At 71.4% G+C, this 16,933-nt stretch carries 16 protein-coding genes and 2 pseudogenes; 12 read left to right on the forward strand and 6 right to left on the reverse strand.

What is annotated here, in order from left to right; all coding sequences use genetic code 11:
* Positions 1-8 precede the first annotated feature (8 nt).
* On the reverse strand, positions 9-2,186 hold the full coding sequence (tkt, locus tag QE370_RS13205) for a transketolase (RefSeq protein ID WP_309634624.1): 2,178 nt from the start codon (positions 2,184-2,186) through the stop codon (positions 9-11).
* Between the two features lie 96 nt (positions 2,187-2,282).
* Between tkt and QE370_RS13210 the strand changes: the two genes are divergently transcribed.
* Together QE370_RS13210 and QE370_RS13215 are read left to right on the forward strand one after the other, a co-directional pair.
* Positions 2,283-3,272 (forward strand): heme o synthase, encoded by a 990-nt coding sequence (locus tag QE370_RS13210; RefSeq protein ID WP_396127822.1) that lies wholly within the window; start codon positions 2,283-2,285, stop codon positions 3,270-3,272.
* Between the two features lie 104 nt (positions 3,273-3,376).
* Positions 3,377-3,712: a GNAT family N-acetyltransferase gene (locus QE370_RS13215; protein WP_309635263.1), complete on the forward strand. Its 336-nt coding sequence runs from the start codon at positions 3,377-3,379 to the stop codon at positions 3,710-3,712.
* A 60-nt stretch (positions 3,713-3,772) separates the two neighbouring features.
* Here the strand turns inward: QE370_RS13215 and QE370_RS13220 are convergent, their stop codons facing one another.
* The 3 genes from QE370_RS13220 to QE370_RS13230 are packed head-to-tail and all read right to left on the reverse strand — an operon-like array spanning position 3,773 to position 6,386.
* Entirely contained in the window at positions 3,773-4,681 is a 909-nt protein-coding gene (locus tag QE370_RS13220) for a COX15/CtaA family protein (protein ID WP_309634625.1), read from the reverse strand.
* Positions 4,672-5,445, reverse strand: coding sequence for an ABC transporter permease (locus tag QE370_RS13225; RefSeq protein ID WP_309634626.1), 774 nt, complete (start codon positions 5,443-5,445; stop codon positions 4,672-4,674). The genes QE370_RS13220 and QE370_RS13225 overlap by 10 nt, the downstream gene beginning before the upstream one ends.
* Positions 5,442-6,386: an ABC transporter ATP-binding protein gene (locus QE370_RS13230; protein WP_309634627.1), complete on the reverse strand. Its 945-nt coding sequence runs from the start codon at positions 6,384-6,386 to the stop codon at positions 5,442-5,444. The genes QE370_RS13225 and QE370_RS13230 overlap by 4 nt, the downstream gene beginning before the upstream one ends.
* Positions 6,387-6,444: 58 nt before the next feature.
* Here QE370_RS13230 and QE370_RS13235 point away from each other — a divergent pair, with 58 nt between their 5' ends.
* On the forward strand, positions 6,445-7,542 hold the full coding sequence (locus QE370_RS13235) for an ATP-dependent DNA ligase (RefSeq protein ID WP_309634628.1): 1,098 nt from the start codon (positions 6,445-6,447) through the stop codon (positions 7,540-7,542).
* Here QE370_RS13235 and QE370_RS13240 read toward each other — a convergent pair.
* Complete coding sequence (locus tag QE370_RS13240; RefSeq protein WP_253022080.1) at positions 7,539-8,330, reverse strand: GTP pyrophosphokinase family protein; 792 nt, start codon at positions 8,328-8,330, stop codon at positions 7,539-7,541. The two genes, QE370_RS13235 and QE370_RS13240, sit on opposite strands and share 4 nt — an antisense overlap.
* A 105-nt stretch (positions 8,331-8,435) precedes the next feature.
* Between QE370_RS13240 and QE370_RS13245 the strand changes: the two genes are divergently transcribed.
* Entirely contained in the window at positions 8,436-9,011 is a 576-nt protein-coding gene (locus tag QE370_RS13245) for a YdeI/OmpD-associated family protein (RefSeq protein ID WP_309635264.1), read from the forward strand.
* 200 nt (positions 9,012-9,211) lie between these two features.
* On the opposite strand, the gene QE370_RS13250 is transcribed toward QE370_RS13245, so the two are convergent.
* Entirely contained in the window at positions 9,212-10,300 is a 1,089-nt protein-coding gene (locus QE370_RS13250) for a DNA primase small subunit domain-containing protein (RefSeq protein WP_309634629.1), read from the reverse strand.
* Positions 10,301-10,411: 111 nt separating this feature from the next.
* On the opposite strand from QE370_RS13250, the gene QE370_RS13255 reads away from it, so the two are divergent.
* From QE370_RS13255 to QE370_RS13290, 8 genes and pseudogenes are all read left to right on the forward strand, one after another.
* Complete coding sequence (locus QE370_RS13255) at positions 10,412-11,113, forward strand: metalloregulator ArsR/SmtB family transcription factor (RefSeq protein ID WP_309635265.1); 702 nt, start codon at positions 10,412-10,414, stop codon at positions 11,111-11,113.
* Positions 11,110-12,534, forward strand: a complete 1,425-nt coding sequence (sufB, locus tag QE370_RS13260; protein ID WP_067857641.1) for a Fe-S cluster assembly protein SufB — start codon at positions 11,110-11,112, stop codon at positions 12,532-12,534. Before QE370_RS13255 ends, sufB begins: the two co-directional genes overlap by 4 nt.
* Complete coding sequence (sufD, locus tag QE370_RS13265; protein ID WP_309634630.1) at positions 12,534-13,721, forward strand: Fe-S cluster assembly protein SufD; 1,188 nt, start codon at positions 12,534-12,536, stop codon at positions 13,719-13,721. The genes sufB and sufD overlap by 1 nt, the downstream gene beginning before the upstream one ends.
* A gap of 3 nt (positions 13,722-13,724) precedes the next feature.
* Positions 13,725-14,057 (forward strand): non-heme iron oxygenase ferredoxin subunit, encoded by a 333-nt coding sequence (locus QE370_RS13270; protein ID WP_253022086.1) that lies wholly within the window; start codon positions 13,725-13,727, stop codon positions 14,055-14,057.
* Between the two features lie 5 nt (positions 14,058-14,062).
* Positions 14,063-14,822, forward strand: a pseudogene (gene sufC / locus QE370_RS13275) (Fe-S cluster assembly ATPase SufC).
* A gap of 2 nt (positions 14,823-14,824) precedes the next feature.
* Positions 14,825-16,066 carry a cysteine desulfurase gene (locus tag QE370_RS13280; protein WP_309634631.1) on the forward strand — a complete coding sequence of 414 codons (1,242 nt, stop codon included), beginning with the start codon at positions 14,825-14,827 and terminating at the stop codon, positions 16,064-16,066.
* Positions 16,067-16,068: 2 nt separating this feature from the next.
* Positions 16,069-16,531: pseudogene (sufU, locus tag QE370_RS13285) on the forward strand (Fe-S cluster assembly sulfur transfer protein SufU).
* Entirely contained in the window at positions 16,528-16,923 is a 396-nt protein-coding gene (locus QE370_RS13290) for a metal-sulfur cluster assembly factor (protein WP_256474858.1), read from the forward strand. Before sufU ends, QE370_RS13290 begins: the two are co-directional and overlap by 4 nt.
* Positions 16,924-16,933 lie beyond the last annotated feature (10 nt).

Here is a 16,933-nt window from a genome sequence, read left to right on the forward strand (position 1 = left end):
GTGCGCGCTCAGTGCTGGTCGGGGAGGACCGGACCGCTCGGGCGTGCGTGGAACGGTGCCTCCGCGGCTCCGACCGCGTCGATCGAGGCGCGGGCGGCGTCGGCGACGGCGCCGGGCGTGATGCCGAACTCCTGGTAGAGCCGCTGGAAGTCCGCCGAGGCACCGAAGTGCTCGATCCCGACGACCTGGCCGGCGTCGCCGACCACGTCGCGCCAGCCGAAGGACACACCGGCCTCGACGACGACGCGGGCACGGACGGACGGCGGGATCACGCTGTCGCGGTACCCGCTGTCCTGCTGCTCGAACCACTCGCGCGACGGCATCGACACGACACGGGCGGCGATGCCGTCGGCGGCGAGCGCCTCACGGGCCTGGACCGCGATCTCCACCTCGCTGCCGGTGCCGACGAGGACGACGTCGGGGGAGACGTCCTGGCCGTCGCGACGGGCCTCGAGCAGCACGTAGGCGCCCTTAGCCGTGTCGGCCGCGTCGCCCCACGTCTCGCCGTCGACCTCGCCGCGCGGGTAGGTGCGCAGGTTCTGCCGGCTCAGGGCCAGCGCGACCGGACGGTCGTGGATGCCGAGCAGCGTCTGCCAGGCGGCGACCGTCTCGTTGGCGTCCGCGGGCCGCACGACGTCGAGGCCGGGGATGGCGCGCAGCGCCGCGAGGTGCTCGATCGGCTGGTGCGTCGGGCCGTCCTCGCCGAGGCCGATGGAGTCGTGGGTCCAGACGTAGGTGACCGGCAGCTGCTGCAGCGCGGCGAGGCGCACCGCGGGGCGCATGTAGTCGCTGAACACGAGGAACGTGCCGCCGTACGGCCGGGTCGGGCCGTGCAGCGCGATGCCGTTGAGGATCGCGCCCATGGCGTGCTCGCGGATGCCGAAGTGCAGCACACGGCCGTACCAGTCGCCCTGGAACTTCTTGGTCGACCACTCCGGCGGGATGAACGACGGCTCACCCTTGGGGGTCGTGTTGTTCGACCCGGCGAGGTCGGCGGAGCCGCCCCACAGCTCGGGCAGCACGGGGGCGAGCGCCGACAGCACCTCGCCGGAGGCGGCACGCGTCGCGACACCCTTGTCGCTGGCCTCGAAGGTCGGCAGGGCGTCGGTCCAGCCGTCGGGCAGCTCGTGCGCCTGCAGCCGGTCGAGGAGGGCAGCGCGCTCGGGCTGGGCGGTCCGCCAGGCGTCGTAGGTCTCCTGCCAGGCGGCGTGCGCCTCGGCGCCGCGCGCACGGGCCGCGTGCGTGTGCTCGATGACCTCCTCGGCGACCGCGAACGTCTGCTCGGGGTCGAAGCCGAGCAGCTCCTTGGTGGCGGCGATCTCGTCGGAGCCCAGCGCCGAGCCGTGCGAGGCGCCGGTGTTCTGCGCCGACGGCGCGGGCCAGGCGATGATCGAGCGCAGCACGATGAGGCTCGGCTTGTCGGTGACCTGCTCGGCGGCCTGGTAGGCGTCCCACAGCGCGGGGACGTCCTCGCGGTACTCGCCGCCGCCGTGCGTCCAGTCGACCGTCTGCACGTGCCAGCCGTACGCCTCGTAGCGGGCCGCGACGTCCTCGGTGAACGCGACGTCGGTGTTGTCCTCGATCGAGATCTTGTTGTCGTCGTAGAGGACCGTCAAGTTGCCGAGCTTCTGGTGGCCGGCGAGCGAGGACGCCTCGGCCGACACGCCCTCCTGCACGTCGCCGTCGGAGCAGATGACGTAGACGTGGTGGTCGAACGGGCTCTCGCCGGCGCCGGTCTCGGGGTCGAGGATGCCGCGCTCGCGGCGGGCGGCCATGGCCATGCCGACGCCGTTGGCGATGCCCTGGCCGAGGGGGCCGGTGGTGACCTCGACGCCGGGAGTGTGCCCGTGCTCCGGGTGGCCGGGCGTCTGGCTGCCCCACGTGCGCAGGCTCTTGAGGTCCTCGAGGGTCATCGGGTAGCCGGCGAGGTAGAGCTGCACGTACTGCGTGAGGCTCGAGTGGCCGCACGACAGGACGAACCGGTCGCGCCCGATCCACGACGGGTCGTTCGGGTCGTGACGCATGAGCTTCTGGTAGAGCAGGTAGGCCGCCGGCGCGAGGCTCATGGCGGTGCCGGGGTGGCCGTTGCCGACCTTCTCGACGGCGTCGGCAGCGAGCAGACGCGCGGTGTCGACCGCCTTGGCGTCGAGCTCGGTCCAGTCCAGGGATGCAGAGGTGCTGGTCACGGTGCTGGTCGCTCCTGGGTCGTGGGGGAAATTCTGGGGAGGGACGTGGTGGAGCCCTCGGTTCGACCCTATCGCCGAGCGTCTAGACTCTGCCAGGTGAGTGCACTTCGGTCGAGCAGCCGCAACGACCCCTCGTCGACCCCGGCCGACGGCGCTGGCGCGGACACCCGCGTGGTGACGTCCAGCCAGGTCCGTCGCAGCGGTCCGGTCGACGTGCTCAACGCGTACGTGGCGCTGATGAAGCCGCGCATCATCGAGCTGCTGCTCCTGACGACCGTGCCGGTCATGTTCCTCGCCGCACGCGACGTGCCCTCGTTCTGGCTGATCGTCGCGACCGTCGTCGGCGGGACGCTCTCCGCGGGCAGCGCCAACGCGCTCAACTGCGTGTTCGACGCCGACATCGACCAGAAGATGCGGCGCACGTCGCGCCGTCCGCTGCCGCGCCACGGTGTCTCCACCGCGGGCGCGCTCTGGTTCGGGCTGGCGCTCGCCGTCGTCTCGACCCTGTGGCTCGGCCTGCTGGTCAACTGGCTCTCGGCCGGGCTCGCGCTCGCCGCCAACGTCTTCTACGTCGTCGGCTACACGATGCTGCTGAAGCGCCGCACGCCGCAGAACATCGTGTGGGGCGGGGCTGCCGGCTGCTTCCCGGCGCTCATCGGCTGGACCGCCGTCACGAACGAGCTGGCCTGGCCGCCCGTCGTGCTGTTCCTCGTCGTCTTCTTCTGGACCCCGCCGCACTTCTGGTCCCTCGGCCTGCGCTACCGCGACGACTACTCGGCCGCCGGCGTGCCGATGCTACCGTCGGTGGCCAGCGCCGCCACGGTGTCGCGCCAGATCGTCGTCTACTCGTGGGTCATGGTCGCGACGTCGCTCGCACTCTGGCCGGTCGCCGGCATGGGCTGGTTCTACACGGGTGTCGCGATCCTGCTGGGCATCGTGTTCCTGGTCGAGGCGTACGACCTGCGCTCGCGCGCGAAGGACACCGAGGAGCTGTCGGTGATCAAGCCGATGCGGCTCTTCCACTTCTCCAACGCCTACCTCGCGCTGCTGTTCGTCGCCGCGGCGGTCGACCCGTTCCTGCGCTGAGCGTCGAGCGGCTCGGCCCGGACGACTGGCGGCGGTTCCGCACCGTCCGCCAGGCCGCGCTGCGCAGCGACCCTGACGCGTTCGCCGCGTCGGCGCACCGCTGGCTGAGCGACCTCGACGTCGAGGCGCGGTGGCGTGAGCGCCTCGAGGCGGTCGTCACCTACGTGGCCTGCCTCGACGGGACCGACGTCGGCACCGCGGGCGTGAGCGCGGACCACGAGCTGCTCGGCATGTGGGTGGCGCCCGCCGCACGAGGCACCGGCGTGGCGGACCGCCTCGTCGACGCCGTCGCCCGGCACGCCACTGCTGGCGCCCCGCTGCACCTGCGCGTCATGGCCGGCAACGACGTCGGCGTGCGCTTCTACACGCGCTGCGGCTTCGTCGTGACCCACCCGGAGCCCGACGTCGAGGGCTGCCTCAGCATGACCCGCCCCCGCTGACCGTGACCCCGCTGACCGTGAAGACGTGGCCCCTGATCGCTCCGGATCGGGGCCACGTCGTCACGGTCCGTGCTGCAGCTGGCGCTCGCGCACGCGGGTGCGGGTGAGCACCACGAGCCGGGTACCGACCGACACCAGCACCGCAGCACCGACGAGGTGCACCGCGACCAGCGCGATCGGCAGATCCGTGAAGTACTGCACGAAGCCGATGACGCCCTGCGCCAGCTCGGCGACCAGCAGCAGCGTGGCCGCTCGGACGGCGAGCGGGCTGGTGCCGCTGCGCCGCAGCACGAGGATGGTCACGATCGTCAGGGCGACGAGGACGTAGACGCCCCAGGCGTGCACGTGGCTCCAGAGGCGCGGGTCGAGCCCGTTGCGCGGTGCGTTCACGTCGCCGGCGTGCGGCCCGCTCCCGGTGACGACCGTGCCGAGGTAGACGACGACCCAGAGCGTCGCGTACGTGGCCAGCACGAGACGACGGGCGAGCACCGGCACGTCGTCGGCGACGTCGCCACGCACGCGCAGGAGCAGCCAGGTGGAGCCCGCCACCAGGAACAGCGAGAGCACGAGGTGCAGCGCGACGATCCAGGGGTTGAGGTCGGTCAGCACGGTGATGCCGCCGATGACGCCCTGGAACGGGATGCCGACGGCCAGCACGACCGCGAGACGACGCAGGCCACGACCCTCGGACCAGCGCCACACCGCGACGACCGTGCCGATCGCGATGGCGATGAGCACGTAGGTGAGCAGCCGGTTGCCGAACTCGATCAGGCCGTGCAGACCCAGGGCGCGGTGCGGCACGAACGACTCGTCGGTGCAGCGCGGCCACGTGGGGCACCCGAGTCCGGAGGCGGTGAGGCGGACCAGCCCGCCGGTCAGGATGATGACCGTGTTCGCGACCAGGCTGGCCCAGGCCCAGCGCTCGACGACGTCGCGGGTGGGGGTCCGAAGACCGAGCGTCATTCCCATCGGAACGTCCTTGCGGTCAGGGCGGTGCCGACGGCCGCCCAGGCCGCGAGCACCACGAGGGGGAGCAGGTCGACGGTGCCGGCGTCGAACGCCGTGCGCAGGCCCTCGCCGAGCGCGCCGGACGGCAGCAGCTGCAGCAGTCCTTGCGCGCCGTCGGGGTAGCGCGAGAGCGGCACGATGAGCCCGCCGCCGACCAGGAGGAGCACGTACACGAGGTTCGCGACGGCGAGCGTGGCCTCCGCGCGCAGCGTGCCCGCGATGAGCAGGCCGAGCGAGCCGAACGCGGCGGTGCCGAGGACGGCGAGCACCACGAGCCACAGCCACGGGGCCACCCCGCCGGCGGGCGACCAGCCGAGCGCGAGCGCCACCGACGCGAGCAGCACCAGCTGCACGACCTCGACCACGACCACCGCGGCGACCTTGCCGACGAGCAGGCCCCAGCGCGGCAGCGGCGACGCGCCCAGCCGCTTGAGCACCCCGTAGCGACGCTCGAAGCCGGTCGCGATCGCCAGCGACGTGAACGACGTGGAGAGCACGGCCAGCCCGAGCACGCCGGGCGTGATGATGTCGATCGGACGGCCCGCCCCGAGGTCGACGACCTTGCCCGAGCGGGTGCCGGCCACGAGGAGCAGCAGGGGGACGACGAGCGTGATGAGGAGCTGCTCGCCGTTGCGGGTGAGCAGGCGCAGCTCCATGCGGGCCTGCGCGGCGAGCATGGCGGGGGTGCGGGCCGCGCCAGGACGCGGCGAGAGGTCGAGGCTCATCGCAGGGCCCGTCCGGTGAGGTCGAGGAACCGGTCCTCGAGCGTCTGCTTCTCCACGAGCACCGACTCCGCGAGCACGCCCTGGCCGGCGAACCAGGCGGTCAGGGTGGCGAGGAGGCCGGGGTCGACCGTGCCGATGACGACGTACTGCCCGGCGGCCGTCTCCCGCACCTTGGTGTCGGCAGGCAGCGCGGTCATGAGCGCGTCGACGTCGAGCCCGGGTCGGGCCGCGAACCGGACGGTGTTCTCGGCGCCTGAGCGCACGAGGTGGGCGGGGGAGCCGCTGGCGATGACGCGTCCGGCGTCGACGATGTGCACGATGTCGCTGAGCGTCTCGGCCTCGTCCATGAAGTGCGTCGTGAGGACCACCGTGACGCCGTTCGCGCGCAGCTCGTCGAGCAGGTCCCACGTGGCGCGACGTGCCTGGGGGTCGAGACCGGCGGTCGGCTCGTCGAGGAAGACGAGCTCGGGCCGGCCGACGACGGCCATCGCCAGGCCGAGCCGCTGCTGCTGGCCGCCGGACAGGCGACGGTAGGCGGTGCGGCCGCACGACCCGAGCCCGAGGCGCTCGACGAGGGCGTCGACGTCGAGCGGGTGGGCGTGCAGCGACGCCACGTGGCGCAACATCTCGTGGGCCCGCACGCCCGACCACGCGCCACCGGCCTGCAGCATCACGCCCACGCGAGGCCGCAGCGCTGCCGCGTCGCGGACCGGGTCGAGGCCGAGCACGCGGACCGTGCCCGACGTCGCGCGCCGGAAGCCCTCGCAGGTCTCGACCGTGCTGGTCTTGCCGGCACCGTTCGGCCCGAGGACCGACGTGACCGTGCCGGTGCCGACCGAGAGCGTGAGCCCATCGACCGCGGTGACGTCGCCGTAGCGGACGACGAGGTCGTGGATCTCGACGGCGGCGCCGACGGAGCCGTCGACGGGAGGGTGCTTCACCCCGTCAGTCTAGAGATCGTCGCCCGGCGGGTGGTCCGGGGCACCGTAGCCTGGTGCGATGGACCTGCCCGTCATGCCGCCGCTGCAGCCCATGCTCGCCACGTCGGTCAAGGGGGTGCCCGCCGCCGACGCCGTCGACGGTGGCTACCTGTTCGAGCCGAAGTGGGACGGGTTCCGGGCCGTCGTCTTCCGCGACGGCGACGAGGTGGAGATCGCCAGCCGGTCCACCAAGGCCCTGACCCGCTACTTCCCCGACGTCGTCGCGGCGGTGCTGGCGCAGCTCCCCGAGCGTTGCGTCGTGGACGGCGAGATCGTGACGGTGGTCGGCGACCGGCTCGACTTCGACACGCTGTCGCAGCGCATCCACCCGGCGGCCTCGCGGGTGAGCCTGCTCGCCGAGGAGACGCCGGCGAGCCTCGTCGTCTTCGACCTGCTGGCGCTCGACGGCACCTCCTACCTCGACGCCCCGCTGCACGAGCGCCGGGCGGTGCTCGAGGCGGCCCTCTCCGACGTGGAGGCACCGGTCCACGTCACGCGCACGACGCGGGACAGTGCCGAGGCCGGACGCTGGTTCGAGCAGTTCGAGGGTGCGGGTCTCGACGGGGTCGTGGCGAAGCGGCTCGACGCCCCGTACACCCCGAACGGGCGCACCATGCTCAAGGTCAAGCACGCCCGCACGGCCGACGTCGTGGTCGCCGGGTACCGGCTGCACAAGACGTCGACGCCCGAGCAGCCGCTGCTCGGGTCGATGCTGCTGGGGCTGTACACCGACGACGGCCGCCTGCAGCACGTCGGCGTCTGCGCCTCGTTCACCGCGACGCGCCGGGCCGAGCTGGCAGCCGAGCTCGCGCCCCTCCAGGCGGAGCTGTCGGAGCACCCATGGGGTGCCTGGCAGACCGCGCAGGCGCACGAGGACGGCCGGCTGCCGGGCGGGCAGAGCCGCTGGACCGGCACGAAGGACCTCTCGTTCGTCCCCCTGCGTCCGGAGCGCGTGGTCGAGGTCGGCTACGAGCACATGGAGGGCCGCGGCGAGGAGGGCCGGTTCCGCCACACGGCGCAGTTCAAGCGCTGGCGTCCGGACCGGGAGCCGACGTCGTGCACGTACGCCCAGCTCGAGGAGGTCGTGTCCTACGACCTCGGTGACGTGCTCGCCTAGCGACCCGGTCGCTCGCCGAGTCGGCGCAGCTGCTCCAGCAGCGCCTCGGACGGCAGCAGCTCGTCGCCCGCGATGAGGTCGTCGCGCACCTCGGCGGGCAGCGTCTCGACGCCGTCCTCGCCGAGGTGGCGCACCTCGTCGTGCAGCGCCTCCATGCGGGCATCGAGGGCGTGCGCGGAGTCGGCGGCGTCGCAGAGGCGCTCGGCGAGGTCGTCAGGGACGGCGCCGCGGTACTTGTAGTGGATCTTGTGCTCGAGGCTGGCCCAGAAGTCCATGGCGATCGTGCGCAGCTGCACCTCGACCGTGACCGGGACGGGACCGTCCGACAGGTACACGGGCACCTCGAGCAGCAGGTGCAGGCTGCGGTAGCCGTTGGCCTTGGGCGAGGCGATGTAGTCGCGGACGTCGAGGACGGTCAGGTCGTCCTGCGACGTGAGCAGCTCGTGCACGCGGTAGACGTCGGAGACGAAGCTGCACGTGACGCGCACGCCCGCGATGTCGGTGATGGTCTCGCGGATCGACTCGAACGTCGGCAGCGTGCCCTTGCGGCCCATCTTCTCCGCGAGGCTGTCCGGCGACTTGAGCCGCGACGCGATGTGCTCGATGGGGTTCGTGTCGTGCATGAGCGCGAACTCGTCGCGCAGGATCGTCAGCTTGGTGACGACCTCCTCCATCGCGAACCGGTGCCGGAGCATGAAGCGGGTGAAGTCCTGCCGCAGCGCCTTGGGGTCGTCGAGGTGCAGGACCTCGTCGCCCTGCCCCAGCGCCTCCTTGCTCGTCAGCTCCACGCGGTCAGCCTACGACGGGCGGTCGACGCGTGACGCGTCCCGCGCGAGGCGGCCTGAGGTCGGCGCTGTGTCGGCGCGGGGTCCTACGGTGTCCTCGTGGGCGTGATGGACGAGGCGGAGCAGGTGGCTCCCGGGTCGCTGACGGCGTGGCACGAGTGGCTGCGGGAGCACCACGGCGACGCTCACGGCGTGTGGCTGGAGATGACGGCCCGCGTCGCCGAGGGTGACGACACTTTGTCGTACGAGAACGCGGTCTGCGAGGCCCTCTGCTGGGGATGGATCGACGGTCGGGTCCGCGGCGCCGTCGACGGGCGGGGCGCCGCGATCTGGATGTCGCCACGTCGGCGGGGGAGCGCGTGGGCCGCGTCGAACCGGGCCCGCGTGGCCCGGCTGGTCGAGGAGGGGCGGATGCGTCCGCCCGGCCAGGCCGTGGTCGACACCGCGCGGGCCGACGGCTCCTGGACCGTCCTCGTCGGACCCGAGCAGGGCGAGGAGCCGGACGCGCTGCGTGCCGGCCTCGACGCCGACCCCGCGGCCCGCGCCTTCTGGGACGCCCTGCCGCCGAGCGCCCGGCTCTTCGCACTCACCCAGCTCGCCACGGCCAAGCGGGAGTCGACCCGCCTCGCCCGCATCGAGAAGCTGCTCGCCCAGTGCCGCGCGGGCGAGCGGCCCGACCGCTGACGCTTCGATCGACGGTCGCCCCCGAGCGGTGGATCCTCCACGGAATGCGCGTCCGGACAGTGGAGCATCCACCGCTCAAGGCAGGCGGAGTCGGGCGGCGGATCCTCCACCTCGTCAGTGCCCAGACGGTGGAGAGCTCAACGCTCGAGGGGAGCTGGCGTCGGGCGGTGGATCGTCCACCGTCGCAGCGCGCCCGGACCTCAGCCCTGCTTGTTGCGCGTGTCCTTGCTGGGCTGCACGCGCTTCGGCTCGCCGGGCATCTTGGGGTACTCCGGGGGATAGGGCAGGTCGCCGAGGCCGCGCTCGAGGTCCGCGCGCCAGAGGTCGAGCAGCGGCTCGAGCGACTGGGGCTCGTCGTCGATGTCGGCCCAGGCGTCGCCGCCGCGCTCCGCGAGGAGGCCGGGGATCGTGCGCAGCGTGAAGGCCATCGGGTCGTCGATGTCGGTGAGCTCGTCCCACCGCAGGGGGAACGACGCGGGCGCTCCCTGCTTCGGGCGGAGGCTGTAGGCCGACGCGATGGTGCGGTCGCGGGCGTTCTGGTTGACGTCGACGAAGATCCGGTCGCCACGCTCCTCCTTCCACCAGGCGGTGGTCACGCGGTCGCTGCGTCGTTCGAGCTCACGGCCGAGGCCGATGGCGGCGTGCCGGACGTCGGTGAAGGTCCATCGTGGCTCGACCCGCACGTACACGTGCACGCCGTTCTTGCCGCTGGTCTTCACGTGGCCGCGCAGGCCGAGGTCGCCGAGGAGCTCCCTCACGGTGCCGGCCTCCCGGACGGCGTCGACGAACCCGGTGTCGCCGTGCGGGTCGAGGTCGATCCGCAGCTCGTCGGGCCGGTCCAGGTCCGCTCGCCGAGCCGGGCCGGGGTGGAAGGTGATGGTGCCCATCTGCGCGGCCCACGCCGCGACGGCGACGTGGTCGGGGCAGAGCTCCTCGGCGGTGCGTCCGGTGGGGAAGTGCACACGCACCGACCGCGCCCAGTCGGGCATGCCGCGCATGACCCGCTTCTGGTAGAACGCGTCGCCCTGCGGACCACGTCCGTGGGTGGCCTCACGGGCCGTGAGCGTCATGCCGGGCTGCACGCCCTTGGGCCACCGCTCCAGCGCGGTCGGGCGGTCGCGCAGGGCGCGGACGATGCCGTCGCCGACCGCGACGTAGTACTCGACGACCTCGAGCTTGGTGACCTCCGGTCCGTGCTCGGACGCCGGGTAGATCACCCGGTCGGCGCTGGAGACCCTCACCTCGCGTCCGTCCGCGTCGACGACGACCGCCGGTGACTTCGCTGCCATGACAGCACCCTAGGACCGCGACCCGTCCGGGGCGAGCGTGCCGAACGCGGGTGAGGGTTGCCTTCTTTGAACGGCCGGAATCAATAACGGCACACTGGTGTTGTGAAATACATGCGCGCCGAGGAGATCGAGTCGACCACCGTCGACGACGCCCCCACGCGCGAGCGCGTGGCGACGTCGATCCTGGAGCACGGTCCGTCGACCGCCGCCGACCTCGCCCAGCGGCTGGGCCTCACGCCCGCCGCCGTGCGACGTCACCTCGAGCAGCTGTTGGCCGACGGCGTCCTCGCCCAGCGCCAGCCGCGCTCGACGGCGCGTCGGGGTCGAGGCCGTCCCGCCAAGGTCTTCGTCATCACCGACGCCGGCCGCGACACCTTCGCGCACTCCTACGACGACCTCGCCGCCGACGCACTCCGCTTCCTGTCGGAGACCGCGGGCGACGAGGCGGTCGCCGCGTTCGCGGCCCGACGTCTGCGCGCCCTCACCGAGAAGTACCGCCCGCTCGTCGAGGCCGCGCCCGTCGAGGAGCGTCCTCGGGTGCTCGCCGACGCGCTGAGCGCCGACGGGTTCGCCGCGTCGGCCGGGACGACCCCGGCCGGTGCGCAGATCTGCCAGCACCACTGCCCGGTCGCGCACGTGGCGGCCGAGTTCCCCCAGCTGTGCGAGGCCGAGACGGCGATGTTCGCCGACCTGCTCGGCTCCCACGTCCAGCGCCTCGCGACGATCGCCCACGGCGACGGCGTGTGCACGACCCACCTGCCCCATCCCACGACCCAAGCCACAGGTCCCACCACAGAGAGGGTGTCGTCATGACGACCAACTCGATCGAAGAGCTCAACCCCGGGCTCAAGGACGTCGGCCGCTACGAGTTCGGCTGGTCCGACGCGAACGACGCGGGTGCCAACGCCCAGCGCGGCCTCAACGAGGAGATCGTGCGCGACATCTCCGCGAAGAAGAGCGAGCCGCAGTGGATGCTCGACCTGCGCCTGAAGGGTCTGCGGCTCTTCGACCGCAAGCCGCTGCCCACGTGGGGCGCGGGGCTCGAGGACATCGACTTCGACAACATCAAGTACTTCGTGCGCTCCTCGGAGAAGCAGGCCGCCTCGTGGGAGGACCTGCCCGAGGACATCAAGAACACCTACGACCGCCTCGGCATCCCCGAGGCCGAGAAGCAGCGGCTCGTCGCCGGCGTCGCCGCGCAGTACGAGTCCGAGGTCGTCTACCACTCGATCCGTGAGGACCTCGAGGAGAAGGGCGTCCTCTTCCTCGACACCGACACGGCGCTCAAGGAGCACCCGGAGATCTTCGAGGAGTACTTCGGCACCGTCATCCCCGTCGGTGACAACAAGTTCTCCGCACTGAACACGGCGGTGTGGTCCGGCGGCTCGTTCATCTACGTGCCCAAGGGTGTCCACGTCGACATCCCGCTCCAGGCCTACTTCCGCATCAACACCGAGAACATGGGCCAGTTCGAGCGGACGCTGATCATCGCCGACGAGGACTCCTACGTCCACTACGTCGAGGGCTGCACGGCGCCGATCTACTCCAGCGACTCGCTGCACTCCGCGGTCGTCGAGATCATCGTCAAGAAGAACGCCCGCGTCCGGTACACGACGATCCAGAACTGGTCGAACAACGTGTACAACCTGGTCACCAAGCGCGCGACGTGCGAGGCCGGCGCGACCATGGAGTGGGTCGACGGCAACATCGGCTCGAAGGTCACCATGAAGTACCCGGCCGTCTACCTGATGGGCGAGCACGCCCGCGGCGAGACGCTGTCGATCGCCTTCGCGGGCGAGGGCCAGCACCAGGACGCCGGCGCCAAGATGGTGCACGCGGCTCCCCACACGTCGAGCTCGATCCTGAGCAAGTCGGTGGCCCGCGGTGGCGGTCGCACCTCCTACCGCGGCCTGCTGCAGGTCATGGAGGGCGCGTACGGCTCGGCCAGCACGGTCAAGTGCGACGCGCTGCTCGTCGACCAGGTCAGCCGGTCCGACACGTACCCGTACGTCGACGTCCGCGAGGACGACGTGACCCTCGGCCACGAGGCCACGGTCTCCAAGGTGAGCGACGACCAGCTCTTCTACTTCATGCAGCGCGGCATGGAGGAGGACGAGGCCATGGCGATGATCGTCCGCGGGTTCGTCGAGCCCATCGCGCGCGAGCTCCCGATGGAGTACGCGCTCGAGCTGAACCGCCTCATCGAGCTGCAGATGGAAGGAGCCGTCGGCTGATGACCCTCGTCGACACCGACCGCACGGTCGAGAACATCGGTCAGGCCCTGGAGCTCGACCACGTCGAGTCCCACCTGCACCCCGAGCCGTCCTACGACGTCGCGGCGCACCCGGTGCCCACGGGCCTGGAGGAGATCTGGCGCTTCACGCCGCTGAAGCGGCTGCGTGGCCTGCTCGACGGCACCCCCTCCGACGCGCACCTGACGTGGGAGCAGCAGCTCCCCGAGGGCGTCACGCTCACCGAGATCAGCACGGCCGAGGCGCAGGCCCTGGCCGTCAACGCCCCCTTCGACCGGCTCGGCGCGCTCGCCGTCGCCAACGCCGGGGGAGCGGTGCTGCTCGACGTGCCCGCCGACACCGAGCTCACGGAGCCCGTGCGCCTCACGCTCACGGGTGACTCCGTCGACTCGACCGTCTGGGGCCACGTCGTGGTCCGCGTCGGCACGCACGCGAAGGCCACGGTGGTCGTCGACCACGCGGGCAGCGCGACGTACGACGCGTTCACCCAGGTCGTCGTCGGCGACGGCGCCTCGCTCGACCTCGTCACGGTCAACGACTGGGCCGACGACGCCGTGCACGCCGGCCAGTACAACGTGCGCGTCGGTCGCGACGCGTCGGTCCGCGCGTTCGAGGTCAGCCTCGGCGGCGACCTCGTGCGCACCAACGTGAACGTCGACTACGCGGGGCCCGGCGGCAGTGCCGAGCTCCTCGGCGTCTACTTCGCCGACGCCGGCCAGCACATCGAGCACCGCCAGTTCGTCGACCACACGGCGCCGCGCACCAAGAGCAACGTCGAGTACAAGGGCGCGCTGCAGGGCCAGGACGCGCACACCGTCTGGGTCGGCAACGTGCTCATCCGCAAGGTGGCCGAGGGCATCGAGACGTTCGAGCAGAACGACAACCTCGTGCTCACCGACGGCGCCAAGGCCGACTCCGTGCCGAACCTGGAGATCGAGACCGGCGACATCGCCGGTGCCGGTCACGCCAGCACCACCGGCCGCTTCGACGACAACCACCTGTTCTACCTGCAGAGCCGGGGCATCGAGGAGGCCGAGGCGCGTCGTCTCGTCGTGCACGGCTTCTTCAACGACATCATCCGACGCATCGGCGTGCCCGAGCTGCAGGAGCGGCTCGTGGAGGCGATCGAGTCCGAGCTGGCCGGTGCCGACCTGAGCAAGGTCGGCTGAGCGATGCCCGAGTCCGGACCCCAGTTCGCGGCACCCCTCGACGTCCTCGTCGAGGGGACCGCGACCGCGGTGACCGTCGACGGCGTCGACGTCGCGCTGGTGCGCGAGGGCGACGCGGTCTACGCGATCCGCGACGAGTGCTCGCACGCCGCCATCCCGCTGTCGGAGGGGGAGGTGGAGGGCTGCGAGATCGAGTGCTGGCTGCACGGGTCGCGCTTCGACGCCCGCACCGGCAAGCCCCTCAACCTGCCGGCCACCGAGGCCGTCCCCACCTACCCCACGACCATCACCGACGGACGCGTCCTGGTCGACGTGTCCGCCCCCACCAGGAGCTGAACCACATGAGCACCCTCGAGATCAAGAACCTGCACGTCTCGGTCAACACCGAGGACGGCGCGAAGGAGATCCTGCGCGGCGTCGACCTCACGGTCGACAGCGGCGAGGTCCACGCCATCATGGGCCCGAACGGCTCGGGCAAGTCGACGCTCGCGTACTCGATCGCCGGCCACCCGAAGTACACCGTCACCGACGGCGAGGTCCTGCTGGACGGCGAGAACATCCTCGAGCTCAGCGTCGACGAGCGCGCCCGCGCGGGCCTGTTCCTCGCGATGCAGTACCCCGTCGAGGTCCCCGGCGTGTCCGTCGCGAACTTCCTGCGCACCGCCAAGACCGCCATCGACGGCGAGGCCCCCAAGCTGCGCACCTGGGTCAAGGACGTCAACGCCGCCCTCGAGCGCGTCACCCTCGACCCGACGTTCGCGCAGCGCAGCGTCAACGAGGGCTTCTCCGGCGGTGAGAAGAAGCGTCACGAGATCGCCCAGCTCGAGCTGCTGAACCCCAAGTTCGCCGTGCTCGACGAGACCGACTCCGGCCTCGACATCGACGCCCTGCGCGTGGTGTCCGAGGGCGTCAACCCGCTACACCGACCAGGGTGACCGTGGCGTCCTGCTGATCACGCACTACACGCGGATCCTGCAGTACATCAAGCCCGACTTCGTGCACGTGTTCGTCGCGGGCAGGCTGGCCGAGTCCGGCGGTCGCGAGCTGGCCGACCAGCTCGAGGCGGAGGGCTACGACAAGTACGTGAAGGCCGCGGTCTGATCATGACCTCCTACGACGTCGAGGCGGTCCGCAAGGACTTCCCCATCCTCGAGCGCACGCTGGCGGGCGACCACCCGCTGGTGTACCTCGACAGCGCCAACACGTCCCACAAGCCGCGCCAGGTGGTCGAGGCGATCGAGCAGCACTACCTGCAGCACAACGCGAACGTGGCCCGGGCGATGCACCAGCTCGGTGCCGAGGCGAGCGAGGCGTTCGAGCTGGGTCGCACCAAGGTGGCCGGCTTCATCGGCGCCGGTCGGCGTGAGGAGGTCGTGTTCACCAAGAACGCGTCCGAGGCGCTGAACCTGGTGGCGCGCGTGCTGGGCGACGCGGGCACGGTGGGGGAGGGCGACGAGGTCGTCATCTCCGAGATGGAGCACCACTCCAACATCGTGCCGTGGCAGCTGCTCACGGAGCGCACCGGCGCGACGCTGCGCTGGTTCGGCGTGACCGACGAGGGGCGTCTCGACCTCGACGACCTCGACACGCTCGTCACCGAGCGCACCAAGGTCGTCTCCCTGACGTGGGTCTCGAACATGCTCGGCACGATCAACCCGGTCGAGCGGGTCATCGCCCGGGCCCACGAGGTCGGCGCGCTGGTCGTCATCGACGGGTCGCAGGCCGTGCCGCAGATCCCGGTCGACGTCAGCAGCCTCGGCGCCGACTTCGTCGCCTTCACCGGCCACAAGATGGTCGGCCCGACGGGCATCGGCGTCCTCTGGGGCCGCTACGACCTGCTCGCCTCGCTGCCTCCGTTCCTGGGTGGCGGCGAGATGATCGAGACCGTGACGATGGAGCGTTCGACGTTCGCTGCTCCGCCGCACCGGTTCGAGGCCGGCACCCCGCCGATCGCCCAGTCCGTCGGGCTGGGTGCCGCAGTGGACTACCTGACCGCGCTCGGCATGGAGAACGTGGCCGCGCACGAGCAGGCGATCACGGCCTACGCGCTGGAGCGCATGCAGGAGGTCGACGGCCTGACGGTCGTCGGACCGAGGGAGGCCGTGCAGCGTGGGGGAGCGATCAGCTTCACCCTCGACGACGTGCACCCGCACGACGTCGCCCAGCTGCTCGACTCCCGCGGCGTGGCGGTCCGCGCCGGGCACCACTGCGCCAAGCCGGCGCACCAGCGGTTCGGTGTGCAGTCCACCACGCGCGCGTCGTTCTACCTGTACACGACCGAGGCCGAGATCGACGCGCTCGTCGACGCGATCCGGCACACCCAGCAGTACTTCGGAGGGCGGTGACCATGGCCGACGCATCCCAGGTGGACGCGCTGTACCAGGAGATCATCCTCGACCACTACAAGCAGAAGCACCGGCTCGGGCCTGCGTGACCCGTTCGAGTCCGAGGTGCACCACGTCAACCCGACGTGCGGCGACGAGGTGACCCTGCGGGTCCACCTCGACGCCGGCACCGTCTCCGACGTCTCGTACGACGCCGTCGGCTGCTCGATCAGCCAGGCGTCGGCGTCGGTGCTCAACGACCTCGTGGTCGGCAAGCCCGTCGACGACGCCTTCGCGACGCTCGACGCCTTCCAGGCCCTCATGCAGGGCAAGGGCGAGGTCGAGCCCGACGAGGACGTGCTCGAGGACGGCATCGCGTTCGCCGGTGTCGCCCAGTTCCCGGCGCGCGTGAAGTGCGCGCTGCTCTCGTGGATGGCGTTCAAGGACGCCACCAGCCAGGCTCTCAGCACCCAGGAGGACGCATGAGCGACCCCACCAGCACCCCTGACCACTCCGACCTGCCTGAGGTCGACCTGAACGCCCCGCAGGAGTCCGCCGTGTCGACGGCGACGAAGGACGAGGACGTCTGGGAGGCGATGAAGGACGTCGTCGACCCCGAGCTCGGCATCAACGTCGTCGACCTCGGCCTCGTCTACGGCGTCGACGTCGACGACCACAGCAACACGGTCCTGTCGATGACCCTGACCTCCGCGGCCTGCCCGCTGACCGACGTCATCGAGGACCAGACCCGCGCCGCCCTCGACGGGATCGTCAACGACTTCCGGATCGAGTGGGTCTGGATGCCGCCGTGGGGCCCGGACAAGATCACCGACGACGGCCGCGAGATGCTGCGTGCCCTGGGGTTCAACGTCGGCTGAGTCCTGCCGC

It is taken from the genome of Aeromicrobium sp. SORGH_AS_0981 (genome assembly GCF_031453195.1).
Classification (GTDB): domain Bacteria; phylum Actinomycetota; class Actinomycetes; order Propionibacteriales; family Nocardioidaceae; genus Aeromicrobium.